Source organism: Luteimonas terrae, from assembly GCF_004358165.1.
GTDB classification, from domain to species: Bacteria; Pseudomonadota; Gammaproteobacteria; order Xanthomonadales; family Xanthomonadaceae; genus Luteimonas; species Luteimonas terrae.
Genome location: NZ_SMTG01000002.1, coordinates 1,418,643 through 1,437,762, shown reverse-complemented (window position 1 = coordinate 1,437,762; position 19,120 = coordinate 1,418,643). Strand labels below are relative to the sequence as shown.

General features: G+C 68.2%; 15 protein-coding genes, 1 tRNA gene and 2 pseudogenes. 7 read left to right on the top strand and 11 right to left on the bottom strand.

The genetic code is table 11. The features are described 5' to 3' along the window. Positions 1-8: 8 nt before the first annotated feature. The 5 genes from dxs to E2F49_RS06680 form a co-directional block, all read right to left on the bottom strand. Positions 9-1,922: a 1-deoxy-D-xylulose-5-phosphate synthase gene (dxs, locus tag E2F49_RS06700; protein ID WP_133393096.1), complete on the bottom strand. Its 1,914-nt coding sequence runs from the start codon at positions 1,920-1,922 to the stop codon at positions 9-11. Positions 1,923-1,984: 62 nt separating this feature from the next. Continuing rightward, a complete protein-coding gene (locus E2F49_RS06695; protein ID WP_133393095.1) occupies positions 1,985-3,109 on the bottom strand; it encodes a hypothetical protein in 1,125 nt (374 codons plus the stop codon). Positions 3,110-3,209: 100 nt separating this feature from the next. After that, a complete protein-coding gene (locus tag E2F49_RS06690) occupies positions 3,210-3,869 on the bottom strand; it encodes an HNH endonuclease (protein ID WP_133393094.1) in 660 nt (219 codons plus the stop codon). A gap of 95 nt (positions 3,870-3,964) precedes the next feature. Continuing rightward, entirely contained in the window at positions 3,965-5,755 is a 1,791-nt protein-coding gene (locus E2F49_RS06685) for an acyl-CoA dehydrogenase C-terminal domain-containing protein (RefSeq protein ID WP_133393093.1), read from the bottom strand. 68 nt (positions 5,756-5,823) lie between these two features. Then, complete coding sequence (locus E2F49_RS06680) at positions 5,824-6,297, bottom strand: LEA/WHy family protein (protein WP_133393092.1); 474 nt, start codon at positions 6,295-6,297, stop codon at positions 5,824-5,826. A 144-nt stretch (positions 6,298-6,441) separates the two neighbouring features. Here E2F49_RS06680 and E2F49_RS06675 point away from each other — a divergent pair. Both E2F49_RS06675 and E2F49_RS06670 read left to right on the top strand, forming a co-directional pair. Next, positions 6,442-6,517, top strand: a tRNA-Phe gene (locus E2F49_RS06675). Between the two features lie 124 nt (positions 6,518-6,641). Further along, positions 6,642-7,907 carry a cation:proton antiporter gene (locus E2F49_RS06670; protein WP_133393091.1) on the top strand — a complete coding sequence of 422 codons (1,266 nt, stop codon included), beginning with the start codon at positions 6,642-6,644 and terminating at the stop codon, positions 7,905-7,907. 3 nt (positions 7,908-7,910) lie between these two features. On the opposite strand, the pseudogene E2F49_RS06665 reads toward E2F49_RS06670, so the two are convergent. After that, positions 7,911-8,785: pseudogene (locus E2F49_RS06665) on the bottom strand (sulfate ABC transporter substrate-binding protein). 285 nt (positions 8,786-9,070) lie between these two features. Between E2F49_RS06665 and cysD the strand changes: the two are divergent. The 3 genes and pseudogenes from cysD (at position 9,071) to cysC (ending at position 11,807) form a co-directional block, all read left to right on the top strand. Further along, a complete protein-coding gene (gene cysD, locus E2F49_RS06660) occupies positions 9,071-9,976 on the top strand; it encodes a sulfate adenylyltransferase subunit CysD (protein ID WP_133393489.1) in 906 nt (301 codons plus the stop codon). Further along, positions 9,976-10,487, top strand: a pseudogene (locus tag E2F49_RS16790) (GTP-binding protein); the annotation flags it as partial. The gene cysD and the pseudogene E2F49_RS16790, both read left to right, overlap by 1 nt. Positions 10,488-10,643: 156 nt before the next feature. Beyond that, positions 10,644-11,807, top strand: a complete 1,164-nt coding sequence (gene cysC, locus E2F49_RS16715; RefSeq protein ID WP_425481358.1) for an adenylyl-sulfate kinase — start codon at positions 10,644-10,646, stop codon at positions 11,805-11,807. A 43-nt stretch (positions 11,808-11,850) separates the two neighbouring features. Here cysC and E2F49_RS06650 read toward each other — a convergent pair whose 3' ends face one another. Next, positions 11,851-13,371 (bottom strand): M20 family metallopeptidase, encoded by a 1,521-nt coding sequence (locus tag E2F49_RS06650; RefSeq protein WP_055249135.1) that lies wholly within the window; start codon positions 13,369-13,371, stop codon positions 11,851-11,853. A gap of 211 nt (positions 13,372-13,582) precedes the next feature. Between E2F49_RS06650 and E2F49_RS06645 the strand changes: the two genes are divergently transcribed. Next, positions 13,583-13,942, top strand: coding sequence for a ComEA family DNA-binding protein (locus E2F49_RS06645; RefSeq protein ID WP_055249133.1), 360 nt, complete (start codon positions 13,583-13,585; stop codon positions 13,940-13,942). Between the two features lie 453 nt (positions 13,943-14,395). Next, positions 14,396-15,031 (top strand): HutD/Ves family protein, encoded by a 636-nt coding sequence (locus E2F49_RS06640; RefSeq protein WP_133393089.1) that lies wholly within the window; start codon positions 14,396-14,398, stop codon positions 15,029-15,031. A 163-nt stretch (positions 15,032-15,194) separates the two neighbouring features. Here the strand turns inward: E2F49_RS06640 and E2F49_RS06635 are convergent, their stop codons facing one another. The 4 genes from E2F49_RS06635 to E2F49_RS06620 all read right to left on the bottom strand — a co-directional run bounded on the left by E2F49_RS06635 (position 15,195) and on the right by E2F49_RS06620 (position 19,045). Then, a complete protein-coding gene (locus E2F49_RS06635) occupies positions 15,195-17,522 on the bottom strand; it encodes a TonB-dependent receptor domain-containing protein (RefSeq protein ID WP_133393088.1) in 2,328 nt (775 codons plus the stop codon). Positions 17,523-17,669: 147 nt separating this feature from the next. Continuing rightward, positions 17,670-18,074: a hypothetical protein gene (locus tag E2F49_RS06630; protein ID WP_133393087.1), complete on the bottom strand. Its 405-nt coding sequence runs from the start codon at positions 18,072-18,074 to the stop codon at positions 17,670-17,672. Positions 18,075-18,176: 102 nt separating this feature from the next. After that, positions 18,177-18,512, bottom strand: coding sequence for a non-heme iron oxygenase ferredoxin subunit (locus tag E2F49_RS06625; protein ID WP_133393086.1), 336 nt, complete (start codon positions 18,510-18,512; stop codon positions 18,177-18,179). Further along, positions 18,509-19,045: a GNAT family N-acetyltransferase gene (locus E2F49_RS06620; RefSeq protein ID WP_133393085.1), complete on the bottom strand. Its 537-nt coding sequence runs from the start codon at positions 19,043-19,045 to the stop codon at positions 18,509-18,511. The genes E2F49_RS06625 and E2F49_RS06620 overlap by 4 nt, the downstream gene beginning before the upstream one ends. Positions 19,046-19,120: the final 75 nt, after the last annotated feature.

Below are 19,120 nucleotides of genomic sequence, written 5' to 3'. Positions count from 1 at the left end.
CGTCGCAATCAGCCCGCGGCGGCGGCCTGCAGATTCGCGCTGCCGCCACGCACATGCGGCCAGCGGCGGAGCACCGCCTCGCGGATGCCGGCCGCGTCGAGTCCGGCCTCGGTCAGCAGGTCCTCGCGGCTGGCGTGATGCTGGAACGCATCGGGCAGGCCGAGATGCAGCATGGGCAGGGTCACGCCTTCGGCATTGAGCAACTCGGCGACACCCGAACCGGCGCCGCCGGCGACGACGTTGTCTTCCAGCGTCACGAAGCCCTCGTGGGTCTGCGACAGCTCCAGCAGCAGCGCGCGGTCGAGCGGACGCACGAAGCGCATGTTGACCAGGGTCAGGCCGAGTTCGGCGGCGACCTGTTCGGCGGCCGGCACGATCGCGCCGAATGCCAGCAGCGCGACACGCGCGCCACGCTTGCGCAGTTCGGCCTTGCCGATCGGCAGGACGTCGAGCGTGGTGTCGACGGCGACGCCCGGGCCGGACCCGCGCGGATAGCGCACCGCGGCCGGACCTTCGAACCGGAAGCCGGTCGTCAGCATCTGCCGGCACTCGTTCTCGTCGGCCGGCGCCATCAGCACCAAGTTCGGCACGCAGCGCAGGAAGCTCAGGTCGAGATTGCCGGCGTGCGTGGCGCCGTCCGGTCCGACCACGCCGCCGCGGTCGATCGCGAACAGCACATCGAGCTTCTGCACGGCCACGTCATGGACCAGCTGGTCGTAGGCACGCTGCAGGAAGGTCGAATAGATCGCGACGACCGGCTTGGCGCCCTCGCAGGCCATGCCCGCGGCGAGCGTCACCGCGTGCTGTTCGGCGATGGCGGTGTCGAAGTAGCGCGCGGGATATTCCTTGCTGAAACGCACCAGGCCCGAGCCCTCGCGCATCGCCGGGGTGATGCCCAGCAGCAGCGGATCGGCGGCGGCCATGTCGCACAGCCAGTCACCGAAGACATCGGTATAGGTCGGCTTCTTGGCGCCGCCCTTGGCGACCAGGCCCTTGTCGGGATCGAACGGCGACACGGCGTGGTAGCCGATCTGGTCGCCCTCGGCGAGCTCGTAGCCCTTGCCCTTGGTCGTGATGACGTGCAGCAGCTGCGGGCCCTTCAGGCCCTTGAGCGTCTTCAGGGTCTCGACCAGCGCCTTGACGTCGTGACCGTCGATCGGACCGGTGTAATGGAAGCCCATTTCCTCGAACAGCGTGGACGGCACGAACATGCCCTTCCAGTGTTCTTCCCAGCGACGCACGAACTTCGCGGTCGGGTTGTTCTTGTCGCCGAGCAGCTTCTTGCCACCTTCGCGCAGTGCGTTGAGCGTGCGGCTGCCGGTCGCGCGACCGAGCATCTTGGTCAGGCCACCGACCGCCTCGCTGATCGACATGCGGTTGTCGTTGAGGATCACCAGCACGTCCGGCTCGGGCTCCATGCCGCCGGCGTGGTTGAGTGCCTCGTAGGCCATACCGGCGGTCATCGCGCCGTCGCCGATCACCGCGACCACGCGGCGGTCGTTGCCGGCCTGCGCATTCGCCACCGCCATGCCCAGCGCGGCCGAGATCGAGGTCGACGAATGGCCGACGCCGAAGGTGTCGTACTCGGATTCCTCGCGCTTGGGGAACGGCGCCACGCCGTCCTTCTGCTTGACCGTGTGGATGCGGTCGCGGCGGCCGGTCAGGATCTTGTGCGGATAGGTCTGGTGACCGACGTCCCACACCACGCGGTCGTGCGGCGTGTCGTAGAGGTAGTGCAGGACCGTGGTCAGCTCGATCACGCCGAGGCCGGCGCCGAAGTGGCCACCGCTCTTGCCGACGGATTCGATGAGATAGGCACGCAGTTCGTCGGCGATCGCAGGCAGTTCGGACTCGTCGAACTGGCGCAGGTCGGACGGCGCGTCGATGCGCGAAAGGCGCGGGTAGCGCGTTGAATCGATCATCCGCCAATTGTACGCCGCGACCCTGCCGCTGGCGTCACCGGCCTGTCATCGATGGCGCGGCTTCAGCGGCGGCGCAGGCGGGAGAAAAAGCCGCTCGCGCGCTCCGGCGGTTCGGCTACGACCGGCGTTTCGACCAGCGGTTCGGCATACCCGGTGGCGAGGTTCGCGTTCACGAAGCGCACCACTTCCTCTGCCGGCAGGCCGCTGGCCTGGATGATCTCGTCCAGCGTCGCCGGGCCCTTCATCATCGCGGTCGCGATGCGGAAATGGCGCGGGTATTCGCGCTCGGTCTGCGGCCACTTGTTCAGCTGGTAGCGCGCATCCGGGTCGTGTTCGGGCGCCAACGCGCCGTCGCCGGCGAGCAGACCACCCAGCCAGACCAGACGCAGCAGGGGCTGCGGAGTACCGGCGGCGCCGGCCTCGCGTGCCCATGTCGCATCGTCGATCGACTCGAAGGCGTCGCGTTCGATCGGCCCGGCGAAGTACTGCGTCAGCGGCTTCAGCGTCGAGGGGCCGTGGTACTGCTGCGCGCCGAAATCCAGCCAAAGCGTCGGACCGGTTTCACGGCGATAGCGGCGACGACCGCGCAGCACGCCGGTCTGCAGCCAGGTAGCGAAGGGCAGGGCGCGTTCGGGCTCCGGCTCGGGTTCGAACTCCGGCACCGGTGCGGGGTCTGCGGCTTCCGCACGGTCCGTGACGTCCGGCGCCGGGGCGTCCGACGCCTCGACCGCAGCAGGTGCAGGCGCCGGCGGGACCGTATCCACGACGGGGAATGCGGCCTCGGCCGCTGCAGCTGGGACCGGTGCGTCCAGTGTCTCCACGCGTGTCGACTCGACGGAAGCCGGCTGCGTCACCGGTAGTGCTGGCGCCAGCTCGACATCCTGCGTCGCCGCGATCTCCCGCAGCAGGGCAGCCATCGCGTTGTCGTCGAACGGACGTCCCAGGCGGAAATGCGTCTGCACTCGCGGCGCAGACGTCAGGCCGATGATCTGCTTGCCCGCCGCGTGCAGGCGCAGCCAGCTCATCGGGCCGTACATGCTGTCCATGTCAACGATGACGTGTTCGGCCTCGGCTTCGGCGATCAGCGCAAAGGCATCGCCGAGCTGCGCATTGGCGCCGGAGAACGCCGCGCGCAACGCGGTTTCGGTGGCGTTGTCCATTCCGCTCAGGGCGATGGTCAGGGGCATGCAGGCGTTACCGGGCGACGCGGCGCGAGTGGCGCCATCGGACGAGTGTAGCCAGTGCGCCGCTTGCTGTGCAGCGCGAAACCGACAGTCCGTGCGGAATTCACCCCCGATCGCGACGCGGGAGATGAGTGCTGAGAAAGGCCATCTGGTCAGCCAAGATGTTGCGGTTGCTCAGGATCAGATGCTCGATCCAGCTCGGCCGGAACGGCACTGCGAGGAGCGGCATCGACGCTTCCTGCGGCGTGCGCGCGCCCTTGCGCGAATTGCACTGGAAACACGCGCTGACGACGTTTTCCCAGATGTCGAGGCCGCCACGCGACAGCGGTTCGACGTGATCGCGCGTGAGCACCTGGCGCCCCGCGCGGCGTCCGCAGTACAGGCACAGCTGGTGGTCGCGGGCGAACAGCGCGGTGTTGGTCAGTGCGGGCGTGGGATCGGTCGCGCTCGCGCGCACGTGGCTGCGGCCGGCGATGATCGGATGCAGGTCCATGCGGCTCTGCGTGCCGGTCGCGCGGCATAGACCGCCATGCACGGTCATGCACGGATCGCCCAGCGTCCACGCGACCGCGCCACGCGCGTACAGGCAGGCGGCGTCCTGCCAGCTGATCCAGTTGAGCGCGCGCCCTTGCGCATCGAGCGCGAGCAGGCGCACCGCGTCGCGTCGCGGTGCGAGTGGAGGAAATTCGGGGGAGACTCCGGAGTCCGGCGCTGCTGCAGAGCCGGTGGGGATCAGGCGTGTGATCGCGCTGTATGCCTCCATTGGAGACCGAGCATATACCCGATCGATGACACTTTGTGCAATCGATGACGCCGATGTTGCGGCACCCGAGGGGCGCGCGACATCGGCGCGGAACCTCAGCTGTCCAGCGCCTCGTCGGCAATGCCCAGCAGCGACGCCGGGCCGCTTGCGATCGCGGCGGCGTGGGTCTTCGTGCGCGGCAGGATGCGGCTGAAGTAGAAGCGCGCGGTCTCGCGCTTGCCCGCCTTGAACGTCTCCGGGCGCGCGGACGCATCGGCGACCGCGACGCTGCGCGCCCACCAGTAGGCCAGCGCGACGTAGCCCGAGAAGAACAGATAGTCGTAGGCGGCCGCGCCGATCTCTTCCGGATCGGCTGCAGCGCGTTCGGCGATCGACCGCGTCAGCGCCTGCCACTCGCCGGCCTTCGCCTGCAGCGGTTCGACGAACTCGGCCAGCGCCGCATTGCCCGCGTGCTCCACGCAGAACGCCTCGACCATGCCGAGGAACACGCGCAGGCCTGCGCCCTGCAGCTGCAGGGTCTTGCGGCCCATCAGGTCCAGCGCCTGGATGCCGGTCGTGCCCTCGTAGAGCGTGGTGATGCGCGCATCGCGCGCCAGTTGTTCCATGCCGTGTTCGGCGATGTAGCCATGGCCACCGAAGCACTGCAGCGCGTGATAGGTGCACTCGTTGCCCCATTCGGTCAGGCAGCCCTTGACGATCGGGGTGAGGAATCCGAGCAGGTCGTCGGCCTGCTTGCGTGCGTCGGCATCGGCGGCGAGTTCGGCGCTGTCGACCAGCGAACCGGCGTGATAGGCCAGCAGACGACCGCCTTCGGTCAGCGCCTTGCAGGTCAGCAGCATGCGACGCACGTCGGGCTGCACGAGGATCGGATCGGCCGCCTTGGACGGCAGCTTCGGACCCGACAACGCACGCGACTGCAGACGTTCGCGTGCGTAGCGCAGCGCGTTCTCGTACGCGCGCGTGGCCAGGCCCAGCCCCTGCACACCGACGCCGAGGCGCGCGGTGTTCATCATCGTAAACATCGCCATCAGGCCCTTGTGCGGCTGGCCGATGAGATAGCCCTGCGCGCCGTCGAAGTTGATGACGCAGGTGGCCGAGCCGTGGATGCCCATCTTGTGTTCGACCGCGCCGCAGCGGACCGCATTGCGCTCGCCGATGCTGCCGTCGCGCGCCACCTGCACCTTGGGCACGATGAACAGCGAGATGCCGCGACTGCCTTCGGGCGCGTCGGGCAGGCGTGCGAGCACCAGATGGATGATGTTGTCGGTGAGGTCGTGCTCGCCGGCGGTGATGAAGATCTTGGTGCCGGTGATCGAATAGCTGTCGTCGCCGGCCGGTTCGGCGCGGGTCTTCAGCAGGCCCAGATCGGTGCCGCACTGCGGCTCGGTCAGGCACATGGTGCCGGTCCAGGTGCCGGCGATCAGCGGCTTGAGGAAGACCTCCTTCTGCCAGTCGGCGCCGTGATGACGCAGCGCGTTGACCGCGCCGTGCGACAGCAGCGGGAAGTTGCTCCACGCGAGGTTGGCTGCATCGATCATCTCCTCCAGGCAGATGCCCACGCCGTGCGGCATGTTCATGCCGCCGTACTCGGCCGGCGCGCTCATGCCGGTCCAGCCCCCTTCGACGAACTGGTCGTAGGCGTCCTTGAAGCCGTCGGGCGTGGTGACCGCGCCGGTGGCCTTGTCGAAACGCACGCCCTGTTCGTCACCGACGCGGTTGAGCGGCGCGAGCACGGTTTCGCACAGGCGTGCGCATTCGTCGAGCACGGCGTCCAGGGTCTCGCGGTTGGCGTCCTCGAAGCCGAGCGAGGCGAACAGGGTCTCGACCTGCAGCACGTCGTGCAGCGCGAAGCGGATGTCGGTCAGCGGGGCGTGGTAGGTGCTCATGTGTTGGCTCGTATTGCGCCGACGTGTGTGCGTCGGGCGTGGAAGGTCGATTGGCGGATCGGCTCGGGTCAGCGCATCACGCCCGGCAGGCCCGGCACCGGACCCACGGCGCCATCGCGGCGCACGCTGTAGTCACGGGCGCTGCCGCGGTCCTCGGGCGCGGCGCGGATGCTGCCGTCGATCCGATAGGCCAGCGAGCGGCCGGACGCCAGCGCATCGGCGGCATGCAGGCGGCCCTCGGCGGACGGTGCCAGCGTCAGAGTCAGGATGTCGGCCGATTCCGGTCCGATGGTCAGCGGCGTCGTGGTCTCCAGCGTGCCGGCCGATTCGCCGCCGACCGAGACCGCGAAGCGCACCGATTCGAAGCGCATTGGGATGCTGCTGTAGTTCTGCAGGCGCAGGTCCACCGACCAGGTGCCATCGGCGCCGACACTCAACTGCTGGATGCTCGCGGTGGGTTCGGACACGCGACGCGGCCCACTCACGCAGGCGACGAGTGCGCCGGCCATCAGAAGGATCGTCAGCAGTTTCCACGGCTTCATGCGCTGCACTCCGGATTGCAGGTGGAGGCCGATGTTAACGCGTCGGCGGTCGACGACCGCCCTGCGGAACTTCCCGGTGCCGGACCGATTTCGAAAAACGGTTGCCGTTCTTCGACGCGCCCCGTATCATGCGCCTCCCGCAGTGGCCGGGTAGCTCAGTTGGTAGAGCAGGGGATTGAAAATCCCCGTGTCGGGGGTTCGATTCCCTCCCCGGCCACCATTGCGGAAACGTCGAAGGCCCGCCATGTGCGGGCCTTTCGCGTTTTGAGGGTTCGCCCCGGTTTACCCCGGGGCCGCTGGCGGCGCATGATCCCGACGCGCCATGGGGGCGCCGGAGATCCGTCATGCCGACTGCCCAGTTGTCCGTCTACTTCTTCCTGCAGGCCGCTGTGATCCTGCTGGTCTGCCGCCTGGTCGGAAAGCTCGCCCAGCGCATGGGCCAGCCGCAGGTGGTCGGCGAGATGATCGCCGGCGTGACGCTGGGGCCGTCGCTGCTGGGCTGGATGTTTCCGGGCCTGCAGGCCGCGCTGTTCCCGGCGCAGACGCTCGACACGCTGTACGTGTTCGCGCAGGTCGGCGTGGGTCTTTACATGTTCCTGGTCGGCACCGAGTTCCGTGGCGATCACTTCCGCTCACGCATCCGGGGTGCGTTCTCGGTGTCCATCGCCGGCATCGTGGTGCCATTCGCCCTGGCGTTCCTGATCACACCCTGGCTCGTCGGCGTGCCGAACCTGTTCTCGGACAACGTCAGGATTTCCGATGCGTCGCTGTTCCTCGGCGCGGCGATCGCGATTACCGCGTTTCCGATGCTCGCGCGGATCATCCACGAGCGCGGTCTCACCGGCAGCCCGCTCGGCACGCTGGCGCTGACGGCAGGTGCCGTCGACGACGCCGCAGCCTGGTGCATCCTGGCCGTTGTGCTGGCGAGTTTCGGCGGCAGCTGGGACAGCGCGTGGCTTGCGATCGGCGGCGGCATCGCCTATGCGGTCTTCATGCTGACGATCGGCCGTCGTCTGCTGCGGCGCTTGGCGGACGCGGTGCGCCCGGATGCCCCGCTGAGCGCGACCATGCTCGCCGTCGTGCTGATTCTGTTCTGCCTGAGCGCATGGCTGATGGATGCGATCGGCGTCCACGCGGTGTTCGGCGGCTTCCTGCTGGGCGCCTGCATGCCCAAAGGTGCGCTGGTCGAGAAGTTCCGCGAGATGCTGCAGCCCTTCGTCGTGGTGTTCTTCCTGCCGATGTTCTTCACCTTCTCCGGTCTGAAGACGCATCTGGGCATGGTGTTCGAGCCGCAGCTGATGCTGGCGGCGATCGCGATCCTCGTGGCCTCGTTCGCCGGCAAGGGCCTCGCGTGCTGGGCGGCGGCGCGCATGGCCGGCGAGAGTCCGCGCGATGCACAGGCCATCGGTGCGCTGATGAACGCCCGCGGCCTGATGGAACTGATCCTGATCAACATCGGCCTGCAGGCCGGCGTGATCAAGGAAGGCCTGTTCTCGATCCTGGTGCTGATGGCCATCGTCACCACGCTGATGGCGACGCCGCTGTTCAACTGGATCATGCGGCGTCGCGGCGTGGATGCCGCAGTCGCGACGAGTCCCGGGACGGGCTGAGGCTCAGGGCGTCGCCGCGCGGCGTACCTGGTCGTACAGGCCGCCCTCGGCGAAATGCGTGGCCTGGGCCTTGTCCCAGCCACCGAAGGCGGCCTCCACGGTGACCAGCGGCAGGGTGCGGAAACGCGCCAGCTGCGAGGCCGGCACGCCGTCGCGCAGCATCGGCCGGAAATGGTGCTGCGCGACCAGACGCTGCGCGTCCGGCGTGTACAGCGTCGCGACGTAGGCCTCGGCCAGCGGCCGCACGCCATGCGCATCGGCGTTGCGTTCGACCACGGCGACGGCTGGTTCGGCACGGATGCTGATCGAGGGATACACGATCTTGAAGGCGGGGCTGGTCGCCGGATCGGCGAGCACGCGCAGCGCGTCGTTCTCCCAGGCGAGGAGCACGTCGCCCGTGCCCTGTCCGACGAAGCGGTCGCGCGCGCCACGCGCACCGTCCTCCATCACCGGCGCATTCGCATAGAGGCTGCGCATGTAGCCGAGCACGCGTGCGCCATCGCGGTACGCACGCGAAGCCCAGGTCCACGCCGCGAGATAACTCCAGCGCGCCACGCCCGAGGTCTTCGGGTCGGCGGTGACGACGGCAACATCACCGGCCAGATCGTCCCAGTCGGTGATGTGCTTCGGTTGCCCTTGCGCACGAGGAACACGACCGTCGACGTATACGGCACGCCCGCGTGCGGCATGCGGTGACGCCAGTCGGCATTCAGCAGGCCGGCCGCGGCGATCCGGTCCACGTCGGCGGCGAGCGCGAGCGTGACCACATCGGCCGGCTCGCCCGCGATGACCGCGTCTGCCTGCGCCGCGGAGCCGCCATGTGTCTGCGCCACCTCCACCGCATCGCCCCCACGCTGCCGCCACTGCGTAGCGAACATGCGGTTGTAGTCGGCGTAGAACTCCCGCGTCGGGTCGTAGGACGCATTGCGGAGCACGAGGTCTTCGGCATTCGCCGCGGACACGACGGCGAAGAGCATCAGCAGGCAGGTCAGCGCACGGCACATGGATGCGCTCCGGGGCGGGGGGGTGTCACGACACTACCGGCGATGCGACGCCCGCGCATCCGGCGCGACCGGTCCGGGTGTGCCACCGCTGCAACACGGCGTTGCCGCGTGCGTGACGGCTCGCCACAATCGCAAGGTCTTCGTGCGTCAGGGCGGCACATGCAAACAGCGGACAGCGATCTCGCCGGCCTGGAGGCGGAGAGCATCCACATTCTCCGGGAGGTGGCGGCCGAATGCCGACGGCCGGTGATGCTGTATTCGATTGGCAAGGACAGCTCGGTGCTGCTGCATCTGCTGCTGAAGGCGTTCGCGCCTGCACGGCCGTCGATTCCACTGTTGCACGTGGACACACGCTGGAAGTTCCGGGAGATGATCGCCTTCCGCGATCGGCGCGCGGCCGAAACCGGGCTGGATCTGCACGTCCATGTGAATCCCGACGGCATTCGCGATGGGATCGGTCCGCTGAGTCACGGGGCCGCGGTGCACACCGATGTCATGAAAACGCTGGCCTTGAAGCAGGCGCTCGCAGCGGGTGCCTACGATGCCGCCATCGGCGGCGCCCGGCGTGACGAGGAGAAATCCCGTGCCAAGGAACGCGTGTTCTCGTTCCGCGACGTCGCGCACCGCTGGGAGCCGCGTCGGCAGCGTCCCGAGCTGTGGAACCTGTACAACCCGAAAGTCCGCGAAGGCGAAAGCGTCCGCGTGTTCCCGCTGTCGAACTGGACCGAGCGCGACGTGTGGCGCTACATCCGCCAGGAGGACATTCCGGTGGTGCCGTTGTACTTCGCTGCCGAGCGGCCCGTCGTCGAGCGCGACGGTCTGCTGATCGTGGTCGACGACGACCGGTTCACGCTGCGCACCGGCGAACGGATCGAGCACCGCCGCGTGCGGTTCCGCACGCTGGGCTGTTACCCGCTGACCGGTGCCGTGGAATCTGCAGCCGCAGACGTGGACGCGATCCTGGCCGAGATGGCGGATGGCCGGCAGTCCGAGCGTGCCGGCCGCGCGATCGATTATGCGCAAGGCGCGGGCATGGAAGCCAAGAAGCGCGAGGGCTACTTCTGATGGACGACCGGATCCTGCGGCTGGTCGCCTGCGGCAGCGTCGACGACGGCAAGAGCACGCTGATCGGCCGCCTGCTGCATGCGACGGGCAATGTCCCCGACGACGAACTCGCAGCACTGGCCAGCGCCAGCTCGCTGCACGGAACGCGCGGTGCCCAGCCCGACTATGCGTTGCTGCTGGACGGCCTGGCCGCCGAGCGCGAACAGGGCATCACGATCGATGTCGCCTGGCGCCATTTGCTTACACCGCGCCGACGGTTCTGATCGCCGACTGTCCGGGCCATGTCGAGTACACCCGCAACATGGCGACCGGCGCGTCGACTGCCGATGCGATGCTGTTGCTCGTCGATGCCTCGAAAGGCCTGAGCCCGCAGACGCTGCGGCATACGGCGATCGCCGCCTTGCTGGGCGTGCGCGACGTGGTGCTGGCGGTGAACAAGATGGATCGCGTCGGTTTCCAGCAGGCGCCGTTCGAGGCGATCCGCGCCGCATACCGGTCCCACTGCGAAGCGCTCGGCATCCTGCGCGTGACCGCCGTGCCCGTGGCTGCCGCCGATGGCGACAACGTGTCCCACCCGTCCCCGCGGCTCGGATGGTTGGAAGGCCCGAGCGTGCTGGCGGCGATCGAGGCGCTGCCTGCGACCGGACACCTGCAGCAGGTCGACTGCATGCCGGTGCAGGGCCTCCTGCGCACGGCCGACGGCGCACGCTGGTATGCAGGGACCTGGCAGGGCAGGCCGCTGACATGCAGCGCGCTGTTGCGCGTCGCGCCGTCGGGCCGTGCCGTCGCGGTCGACGCACTGTACGTCGCGGGTACGTCTGCCGTGGAGGCGCAGGATGGCGACGCCATCACCTTGCGTCTGGCCGACGAGGTCGACGCGGGCCGTGGCGACGTGCTGTTGCGTGACATGGACGATTGCGAGCACAGCGACCAGTGCCTCGCCGACCTGCTCTGGTTCGACGACACGCCGATGCTGCCCGGCAGGCGCTACATGTGCCGGACACCGGGCCGGACCACCGGCATGCGCATCGGGGAGCTCAAGCACCGGCTCGACCCGGTCTCGCTGCAGCCGCTCGCGGAGCGGCAACTGGTCGCGAACGACATCGGCCGCGCCACCATCGCGCTGGATGCGCCGATCACCTTCGCGCCTTACTCGACCTCGCGCGCGCTGGGCGCGTTCGTGATCGTCGATCCGGTCAGCCATGCCACGCTGGGCGCCGGCATGATCCGGCACGGCTTGCGCCGCGCCGACAATCTGCACTGGCAGGCGCTCGATATCGATCGTGACGCGCGCGCGGCGATGAAGGGGCAGCGTGCGCGCTGCATCTGGTTCACCGGGCTGTCGGGCGCCGGCAAGTCGACGATCGCCAATCGCGTCGAGCGCACGCTGCATGCCAGAGGCATCCACACGTATCTGCTCGATGGCGACAACGTGCGCCACGGGCTCAATCGCGATCTGGGTTTTACTGAAGCCGATCGCGTCGAGAATCTGCGTCGCGTATCCGAGGTGGCCCGGTTGATGGCGGACGCGGGGCTCGTGGTGCTCGTCAGTTTCATCTCGCCGTATCGCGCGGAGCGCGCCGCCGCGCGCGCGATGTTCGACGCGGGCGATTTCGTCGAGGTCTTCGTCGATGCGCCGCTCGCCGAAGTGGAGCGGCGCGATCCCAAGGGGCTTTATGCGAAGGCACGCCGTGGCGAGCTGCCGAACTTCACCGGCATCGACGCACCGTACGAAGCACCCGAGTCACCCGAGATCGTGCTGGATGCGCTGCGCCAGGACCCCTCGACGCTCGCCGGCCAGGTCGTCGCCTATCTGGCCGCAACGGACTGAGCCCATGCGGGACCGGCGCTGAGGCCGGTCCCGGGTGGAGGCTTCAGCAGCAGCCGTGATCGCCGTGGCGCGTGCCGCTGTCGGCGACGACTGCCGCGCCGGTGGTTTCGCCACGCTGGCTGGCGTGATGGTGCTCGGCGATCACGCGCGCGACACAGGCGGTGACGCGCTTGCCCATCTCGATGTGCAGGAACTCGTTGGGACCATGCGCGTTCGAATGCGGGCCGAGCACGCCGGTGATCATGAACTGCGCGCCAGGGAACTTCTCGCCGAGCATGCCCATGAACGGGATCGAGCCGCCTTCGCCCATGTACATCGCCGGCTTGTCGAAGAAGGCCTGGCTGGCATCGTCGATCGCCTGCGTGAGCCAAGGCGACATCGCCGGCGCGTTCCAGCCGGTGGCAGCCTTCTCGAGATCCAACGTCACCGTCGCGCCGTTCGGCGCGTCGGCCAGCAGCACGTCCTGCAGCAGCTGGCCCGCGCGCTTGCCGTCGACGGTCGGCGGCAGGCGCAGCGACAGCTTGACCGCGGTATGCGGGCGCAGCACGTTGCCGGCCGACTGCAGTGACGGAATGCCATCGATACCGGTGACCGAAAGCGCCGGGCGCCAAGTGCGGTTGAGCACCAGTTCCGACAGGTCCTCCGACGCCTGGCCCTGCGCATCCTTCGGGAACATCGGGCGCAGCGCGCCGGTCAGCGGGAACTTGTCGTAGATCGCGGTATCGAGCACTTCCGCGGCGCGACGCGCCTGCTCCAGACGCTCGGCCGGAATCTCGGCATGCAGGCCATCGACGAGGATGCGACCGGTGTTCTCGTCCTCGATGCGCGACAGCAGCTGGCGCAGCAGGCGGAAGCTCGACGGCACCACGCCCGAGGCGTCACCCGAGTGCACGCCTTCGTCGAGCACCTTGACGGTCAGGTTGCCGCCGGCGAGACCGCGCAGCGAGGTCGTGCACCACAGCTGGTCGTAGTTGCCGCAGCCCGAGTCGAGGCACACGACCAGCGACGGCTTGCCGATGCGATCGGCGAGATGGTCGACATAGGCAGGCAGGTCATAGCTGCCCGATTCTTCGCACGCTTCGATCAGCACCACGCAACGCGCATGCGGCAGGCCCTGGTCGTGCAGCGCGAGGATGGCGGTCAGCGAACCATAGATCGCATAGCCGTCGTCGGCGCCACCGCGGCCGTAGAGCTTGCCGTCGCGCAGGACCGGCTTCCACGGCCCGAGATCTTCGTCCCAGCCCGTCATCTCGGGCTGCTTGTCCAGATGGCCGTACAGCAGCACGCAGTCGTCGTTGCTGCCGCCATTCGCCGCCGGAATCTCGATGAAGATCAGCGGGGTGCGGCCTTCCAGGCGCACGACGTCGAGCGTCATGCCGGGGATCGACTGCGCCTTCGCCCAGTCGGACATCAGGGTCACCGCCTGCTCCATGTAGCCGTTGGCGACCCAGTCGGCATCGAACATCGGCGACTTGTTGGGGATCCGGATGTACTCGACGAGCTGGGGGACGATCTCGTCGTCCCACTTGGCGGCGACGAAGGTATCGGTCTGGCGGGTATCCATGCGGCGATTCCAGTGTTCGGAAACCACCCATTCTACGCGGCCACCAGTTGTAGGAATTTTCCTACACGAGGTCGAGCGTTCGGCCGGCTTCGGGCACGCAGGCCGGCGGATATTCTGTTCACGTGGCGTTGGGAAGACTGGCACGACCGGCAAGGACGAGTGCATCGCCAGTCGGGAATGGAATCCACCCAACACCAAGGAGCAACACGACATGAAGTCGATCCGAGCCGTACTTGCGTCGCTCTGCCTCTCGCTTCTGCTTGCAGGCACTGCATTCGCCAACGAGGGCGGGGAAAAGGTCAACATCAATACCGCGGACGCAGCCACGCTGGCACGTGTGCTGCACAACGTGGGGCAGGCCAAGGCCGAAGCGATCGTTGCCTACAGGGATGAGAACGGACCGTTCCGCAGCGCCGAGCAGCTGGCGCAGGTGGGCGGAATCGGCTTGAAGACGGTCGAGCGGAATGCCGACCGGATCGAGCTGGGCACTGCCGGGTCGCAGGCGGCAGCATCGCGGGCACCGAGCCCGCCTGCTGCAGCCGGGAGCAAGGGGGCGGCGCAACTGCGCTGACTTTGACCCATCGCTGCCGACGACACAGGGAGTGTCGTCGGGAGACGAGGAGCAGGACGCTCCGGGGGACCGGCAGGATGCCGCTACATGGACGTAATCGTCGCCCGCCGCGCATCGGATGCACGGCGGGCGACCCTTTCTGGGGCATCGTATTTTTTCCACGGGCCACACGTGGGCCTAGGGCTGACATGCGTGGTCCACCCCAGGGCCAGTTATCAGGACGGCGTCACAGCTGGCATGCGGTCGGCATCAGGACGAGCAGGCTGGAACGCGCTCGAGCATGTCTGGACGATTGGTCTCGAGAAGAAGTCGGGGCGTGCGTCCGCCGGACTGCCCGGCGGATTGGCGGATTGGCGGATGGCCCGACGCACGGAAACCCCGGTCAGATGGCCGCCTCGAGACGGTTGCAGTGCCCGACGCGTTCGCGGGTGCACGACGCTCTAGACTGGCGGCATGAAGGTATCACCGGCAGTTCGTCATCTCCGTGCGCAGGACGCGCAACGTGTGCGCTGGCGCAACGGACTGGGCTGGACGCGCGAAATCTATGCCGAGCATGCGGTGGGCGACGATAACTGGTCCTGGCGGTTGTCGATCGCCGATATCGAGCAACCCGCCGCCTTTTCCCGGTTCGAGGGCGTCGAGCGCGAGTTGATGCTGCTGTCCGGCGACGGGCTGGTCCTGCGGTTCGAGGATGGACAGCACGCCGATCTGCAGCCACCGCATGCGCGACTCCGCTTCGATGGCGGACGCGCGGTGTCGGGTGAACCCGCGGGGCCGGGCGTGAGCGCGCTCAATCTGATGTGGCGCGCGCCGCAGATCGTGGCCGAGACTTGGCACAGGCCGCTGGTGGGCACGATGGTCGTCTTCGTCGATCCGGGCGACTGCTGGGTCGTGCACGTGCTGGGCGGACACGCGCGCCTGATCGGCGACTCGGTGCCGGCGCATGCGGAGCAGGGCGACACGCTGCTCCTGTACGCGCATCAGGCGCGCACGCGATACGTGCTCGATGGCGGCGGCGCGCTGGTGCTGGCCCGATTCTCACCGCGGCAAGACAGGGCTCCCGCAGGCGATCTGCCCGGCGGCATCTGACGGGCAGAACGATCAGCGGTTGCTGCCGAGCGATCGGGCCGTCGCGACGCACGGCACGTCGGGAGCCGGGCATCTCCAGCGCGCGGCGAGTTGCGGCGGACTGACCTGCCCCGTGCCGGGAGCGGTCGCCACACGGCGACCACCCTTGCCCGGGGGGCCGTGCTCAGAACGACACGTTGAGGCTCAGCCAGAGGTTCCGCGACTTGTCCTTGTTGTTGTAGTCGTCGAGGTACGTCGGCGTGTAGGCACCCGTCGTTGGGTCCTGCGTGAAGACCGTCTGGAACGAGGTGAAATCTTCGTCGAGCAGGTTGTTGATGCGGGCGTTGAGCCGGACGTTGTCGTTGAACGCGTACTGCGCGCCCAGATGCAGGACGGTGTAGGACGCGTACTCCCGGCGCATGCCGTCGACGAAATCGCGGTATCGCTTGGAGCGCGCTTCGGCGATCAGCTGCAGGCTGAAGGCATCGGTCGCCTGCCAGTTGAAGCTGGTGTTGGCCATGTGCCGCGCGGTGTTGGTCAGCGGCAGGCCGATCTGTGCGCCGCTCAGCTGTTCGCTGTCGGTGTAGGTGTAGTTCGCACGCAGGGACATGGCATCGTTGATGCCCCAGCGGCCGGCGACTTCCGCGCCCTGCACGCGCACCTCGTCGATGTTGATGTTCTGCGCGTAGGTCGTGTAGCCGAGCAGCGCGTAGTCGCCGAGGTTCGCGCAGGGGCGCACGCCACCGGTCTGCTCGCAACTGAGGTTGGTTTCGCCGCGCGCGATCTTGTCCTCGAAATCATTGCGGAAGATCGTGACGTTGAAGTTGTGCAGGCTGTCGGACGAGGTCCAGTACAGCGCGAGCTCGCTGTTGACGCTGGTCTCGGGCTGCAGGTCCGGATTGCCGACGAAGGGCAGCGTGCCCTGTGAACCGAAACCGATGATGCCGTCGTAGAGATCGGTGGTCTTGGGCGTCTTGTAGCCGGTGCTGACGCCACCCTTGAGGGTCCAGCCCTGTGCCAGATCGTAGACCGCGTACGCACGCGGACTCACGTGGCTGCCGAAGACGTTGTGGTCGTCTTGGCGCACGCCCAGCGTCAGGGTCAGGGCCTCGACCGGGCTCCAGTTGTCCTCGACGAACACGGACCACATCTTGTGGTCCTGCACGGTGCCGGCGCCTTCGCCGCCGCCTTCCATGCCGAAGACGCCGTCTTCCAGTTCGCCGTCGATCACCTGGCCGCCGACGATGACGTGGTGCTGTTCGCCCACGGCGAAGTCCAGCTTGGCGTCCAGCGTGTACTGGCTGCTTTCCATCGTGCGCTTGGGGCGGGGCAGGAAGGTGTCCACCGCGATCGCCTGGCGCTGGCCCACGCTCAGGCCGGCGTAGGGGCCGGTGCCCCGGAAGATCTGCTGGTGCAGCAGGCGCTCCTCGACGGTGAAGGGCAAGGTGCGGCCGTGATTGCCGGTGTCGATATGGGCGAGCGACACGAAGCTGTTGCCGAACGCCCACTGGCCCTGATGCGTCACCGACCACTGGTCGCGGGTGAACTTCTGTTCGGCCACGTAGCCGACCTGCGGCGCGGCGCGCCAGATGCTCGTCAGTCCGTCCACCGTGCCGAGCGGATAGGACTCGGTGCCGAGATTGTTGATGAAGGGCGTGTTGTCGTAGACCTGCCGGGAGGTGTCGTAGTCGAAGACCACGCTCTGGTGCTCGGTGGCGTTCCAGCTCAGCGTGACGCCGGCGCTCTTGTTGCTGTTGTCGACGGTCTTGCCGCCACCCCCGAAGCCGAGACTGCGCTCGAACTGGGTGCCGTCGGGCGCGGTGATGACCTCGTACTCCGGCGTCGAGGCGTCGCGCTCGTACCACGAGCCGCGCACGCCCAGGCCGAGCACGCCCGGCACCAGCGGGCCGCTGAGCGCGAAGTCGAAGGTGCTGTCGCTGCCGAAGTCGCTGTTTTCCTGGAGGCTGTGGCCGATCGTCGCCGAGCCGGTCCAGCGGTCGGAGACCTTGCGCGTGATGATGTTGATGACACCACCGAGCGCGTCCGCGCCGTACAGCGTCGAGGCCGGTCCGCGGATGACTTCAATGCGCTCGATCATGTCCAGCGGCGGAATGTGGTTGAACTGGTTGCCGCCGAAGCTGTTGGGATAGATGTCGCCGTGGTTGTTCTGGCGCTTGCCGTCGATGAGGATCAGCGTGTAGTCCGAGCCCATGCCGCGCAGGCTGATGGTGCGCTGGCCGGTCTTGTCGGACGTCTCGCCGACATCGACGCCCTCGAGGTCACGCACGGCGTCGATCAGCGTTATGTACGGGCGCTTCTCGAGTTCCTCGCGCGTCACGATCGAGATGCTCGCCGGCGCATCGGTGAGTTTCTGTTCGAAGCCTGCCGCGGTGACGACGACGGGGTCGAAATCGGTGGGAGAGGTGGTCGGCGCGGTGTCCGCGAAGACGGGCGCGGACAGCAGGGCGCACAGCGCGGCGGCGAGCGGACGACGGATCGGAGAACGGGTCATGGAGGTCTCGTTGAACGGAAGGTGCGCGCGGCGTGGCGGCTGCTGGCCGGAATGGAATGCGCATGCGGGCATGCGACAGGCCGCACGTCGCTGCGTCCGGACCGGACGTGCGGCGTGCGGTGCGCCGGCGGACCGGCGGATCGGGCGTCAGCGGGGTGGTGCGCGGCCGCGGTGCTGGCGGCGGAGTGGCCCTTGTCGGCGCGGTCGGGCCGAAGGGTGCCGGCGTCTGCTGCGACGGCTGGGGCGCAGGACCGGCGGTGCCGCCGCCAGGGCGGCGACGGCGATGATCGTGCATTGCGGCAGATGCCCGCGCGGTGCGCGGGGTGCCTCGGCGAGCGAAGCCGGTTCGGTGGGCGTGGGCAATTCGCCGCCATGATCGAACTGCGCCGCGTCCGGCAACAGGCCGCTCGAGGCCGTGGCGGCCAGCGCAGTGGGTCCCAGGGTCGCCGCCCACAGCATCAGGAACAGCAATGCAGCGGCGACCACGCGCAGAACCGCAAGCGCGCGATCGCGCAGCTGCGGCTCTATCGGTGTGTGGTCGCCATGCGTCACGCGGATTCCCCGGGGCGCGATGCCCCGGTGGAATCTTAACCGAGAATGATTCTCGACATCAAAGGAAAACGATTGCCTTTCGCTGCCGGCGTGCGGCGCGGATCAGTCGCGATCGTCCCGCGTCCAGACACCGCCATGCTCCACCTTGGTCGGAAACTTGGCGACCGGCTCGTAAGCCGGCGCGCACAGCGCACGTCCATCGCGTACATCGAACTTTGCGCCGTGCAGCACACATTCGATCGTGCCCGCGCCGGTGTCGAACTCGCCGCCACCGGACAGGCCGAAATCCTCGTGGCTGCACTGGTCCTCGAGGGCGTAGAGGTCGCCGTCGAGGTTGAGGACGATGATCGGCGTGCCGGTCACTTCGTCGAAGGTCGTGCGCATCTCGCCGGGCAGCAACTCGCCGGTCGGGCAGACGAAGGTCCAGGTCTCGCTCATGGCGTGTCTCCGAAGGTCTTCTCCAGCACTTCGAAGCGCAGGTCGTCGCGTCGCGGAATGCCGAAGCGGGTATCGCCGTAGGGGAAAGGCTTGAGGACGCCGGTGCGGCGATAGCCGCGGCGCACGTACCAGGCGATCAGGGCGTCGCGCACGTCGATCACGGTCATGCGCAGGCCCGGCAGCTGCCAGTCCTCGCGGGCGATGCGTTCGCATTCGGCCAGCAGGGCGTCGCCGGTGCCGCGACCCTGCAGGGTCGGGTCGACCGCGAACATGCCGAAGTAGCCGTACCCGTCGTCGATCGCGACGTGTGCGCAGGCCGAGGGTCCGGATGCGCCATCGATGACGACCACGCGACTGTCGGCGCGCTCGATGTCGGCGCGCAGCACGTCGGGATCGATACGGGCGCCGTCGAGCAGATCGGCCTCGGTGGTCCAGCCGCTGCGGCTGGACTCGCCGCGGTAGGCGGACGTCACCAGCGCCACGAGCGCGGGGATGTCGGCGATGGTGGCGACGCGGAAGGGATGGGCGGGCATGGCGGCGTGCGGAAACGGAATCACCGCATTATCCCGCCACGCGGTCGGCCTGTGGACCCGTGCTGGCGCGGGCGA

Excerpts from the sequence above, each read along its gene's own strand:
- cysC (WP_425481358.1), top strand. The coding sequence starts at position 10,644 with ATGCCGGTGCAGGGCCTCCTGCGCACGGCCGACGGCGCACGCTGGTAT.
- E2F49_RS06650 (WP_055249135.1), bottom strand. The coding sequence starts at position 13,371 with ATGGATACCCGCCAGACCGATACCTTCGTCGCCGCCAAGTGGGACGAC.
- E2F49_RS06685 (WP_133393093.1), bottom strand. The coding sequence starts at position 5,755 with ATGAGCACCTACCACGCCCCGCTGACCGACATCCGCTTCGCGCTGCAC.
- E2F49_RS06695 (WP_133393095.1), bottom strand. The coding sequence starts at position 3,109 with ATGCCCCTGACCATCGCCCTGAGCGGAATGGACAACGCCACCGAAACC.
- E2F49_RS06680 (WP_133393092.1), bottom strand. The coding sequence starts at position 6,297 with ATGAAGCCGTGGAAACTGCTGACGATCCTTCTGATGGCCGGCGCACTC.
- E2F49_RS06635 (WP_133393088.1), bottom strand. The coding sequence starts at position 17,522 with ATGACCCGTTCTCCGATCCGTCGTCCGCTCGCCGCCGCGCTGTGCGCC.
- E2F49_RS06620 (WP_133393085.1), bottom strand. The coding sequence starts at position 19,045 with ATGCCCGCCCATCCCTTCCGCGTCGCCACCATCGCCGACATCCCCGCG.
- E2F49_RS06690 (WP_133393094.1), bottom strand. The coding sequence starts at position 3,869 with ATGGAGGCATACAGCGCGATCACACGCCTGATCCCCACCGGCTCTGCA.
- E2F49_RS06670 (WP_133393091.1), top strand. The coding sequence starts at position 6,642 with ATGCCGACTGCCCAGTTGTCCGTCTACTTCTTCCTGCAGGCCGCTGTG.
- E2F49_RS06625 (WP_133393086.1), bottom strand. The coding sequence starts at position 18,512 with ATGAGCGAGACCTGGACCTTCGTCTGCCCGACCGGCGAGTTGCTGCCC.
- E2F49_RS06645 (WP_055249133.1), top strand. The coding sequence starts at position 13,583 with ATGAAGTCGATCCGAGCCGTACTTGCGTCGCTCTGCCTCTCGCTTCTG.
- E2F49_RS06640 (WP_133393089.1), top strand. The coding sequence starts at position 14,396 with ATGAAGGTATCACCGGCAGTTCGTCATCTCCGTGCGCAGGACGCGCAA.
- dxs (WP_133393096.1), bottom strand. The coding sequence starts at position 1,922 with ATGATCGATTCAACGCGCTACCCGCGCCTTTCGCGCATCGACGCGCCG.
- cysD (WP_133393489.1), top strand. The coding sequence starts at position 9,071 with ATGCAAACAGCGGACAGCGATCTCGCCGGCCTGGAGGCGGAGAGCATC.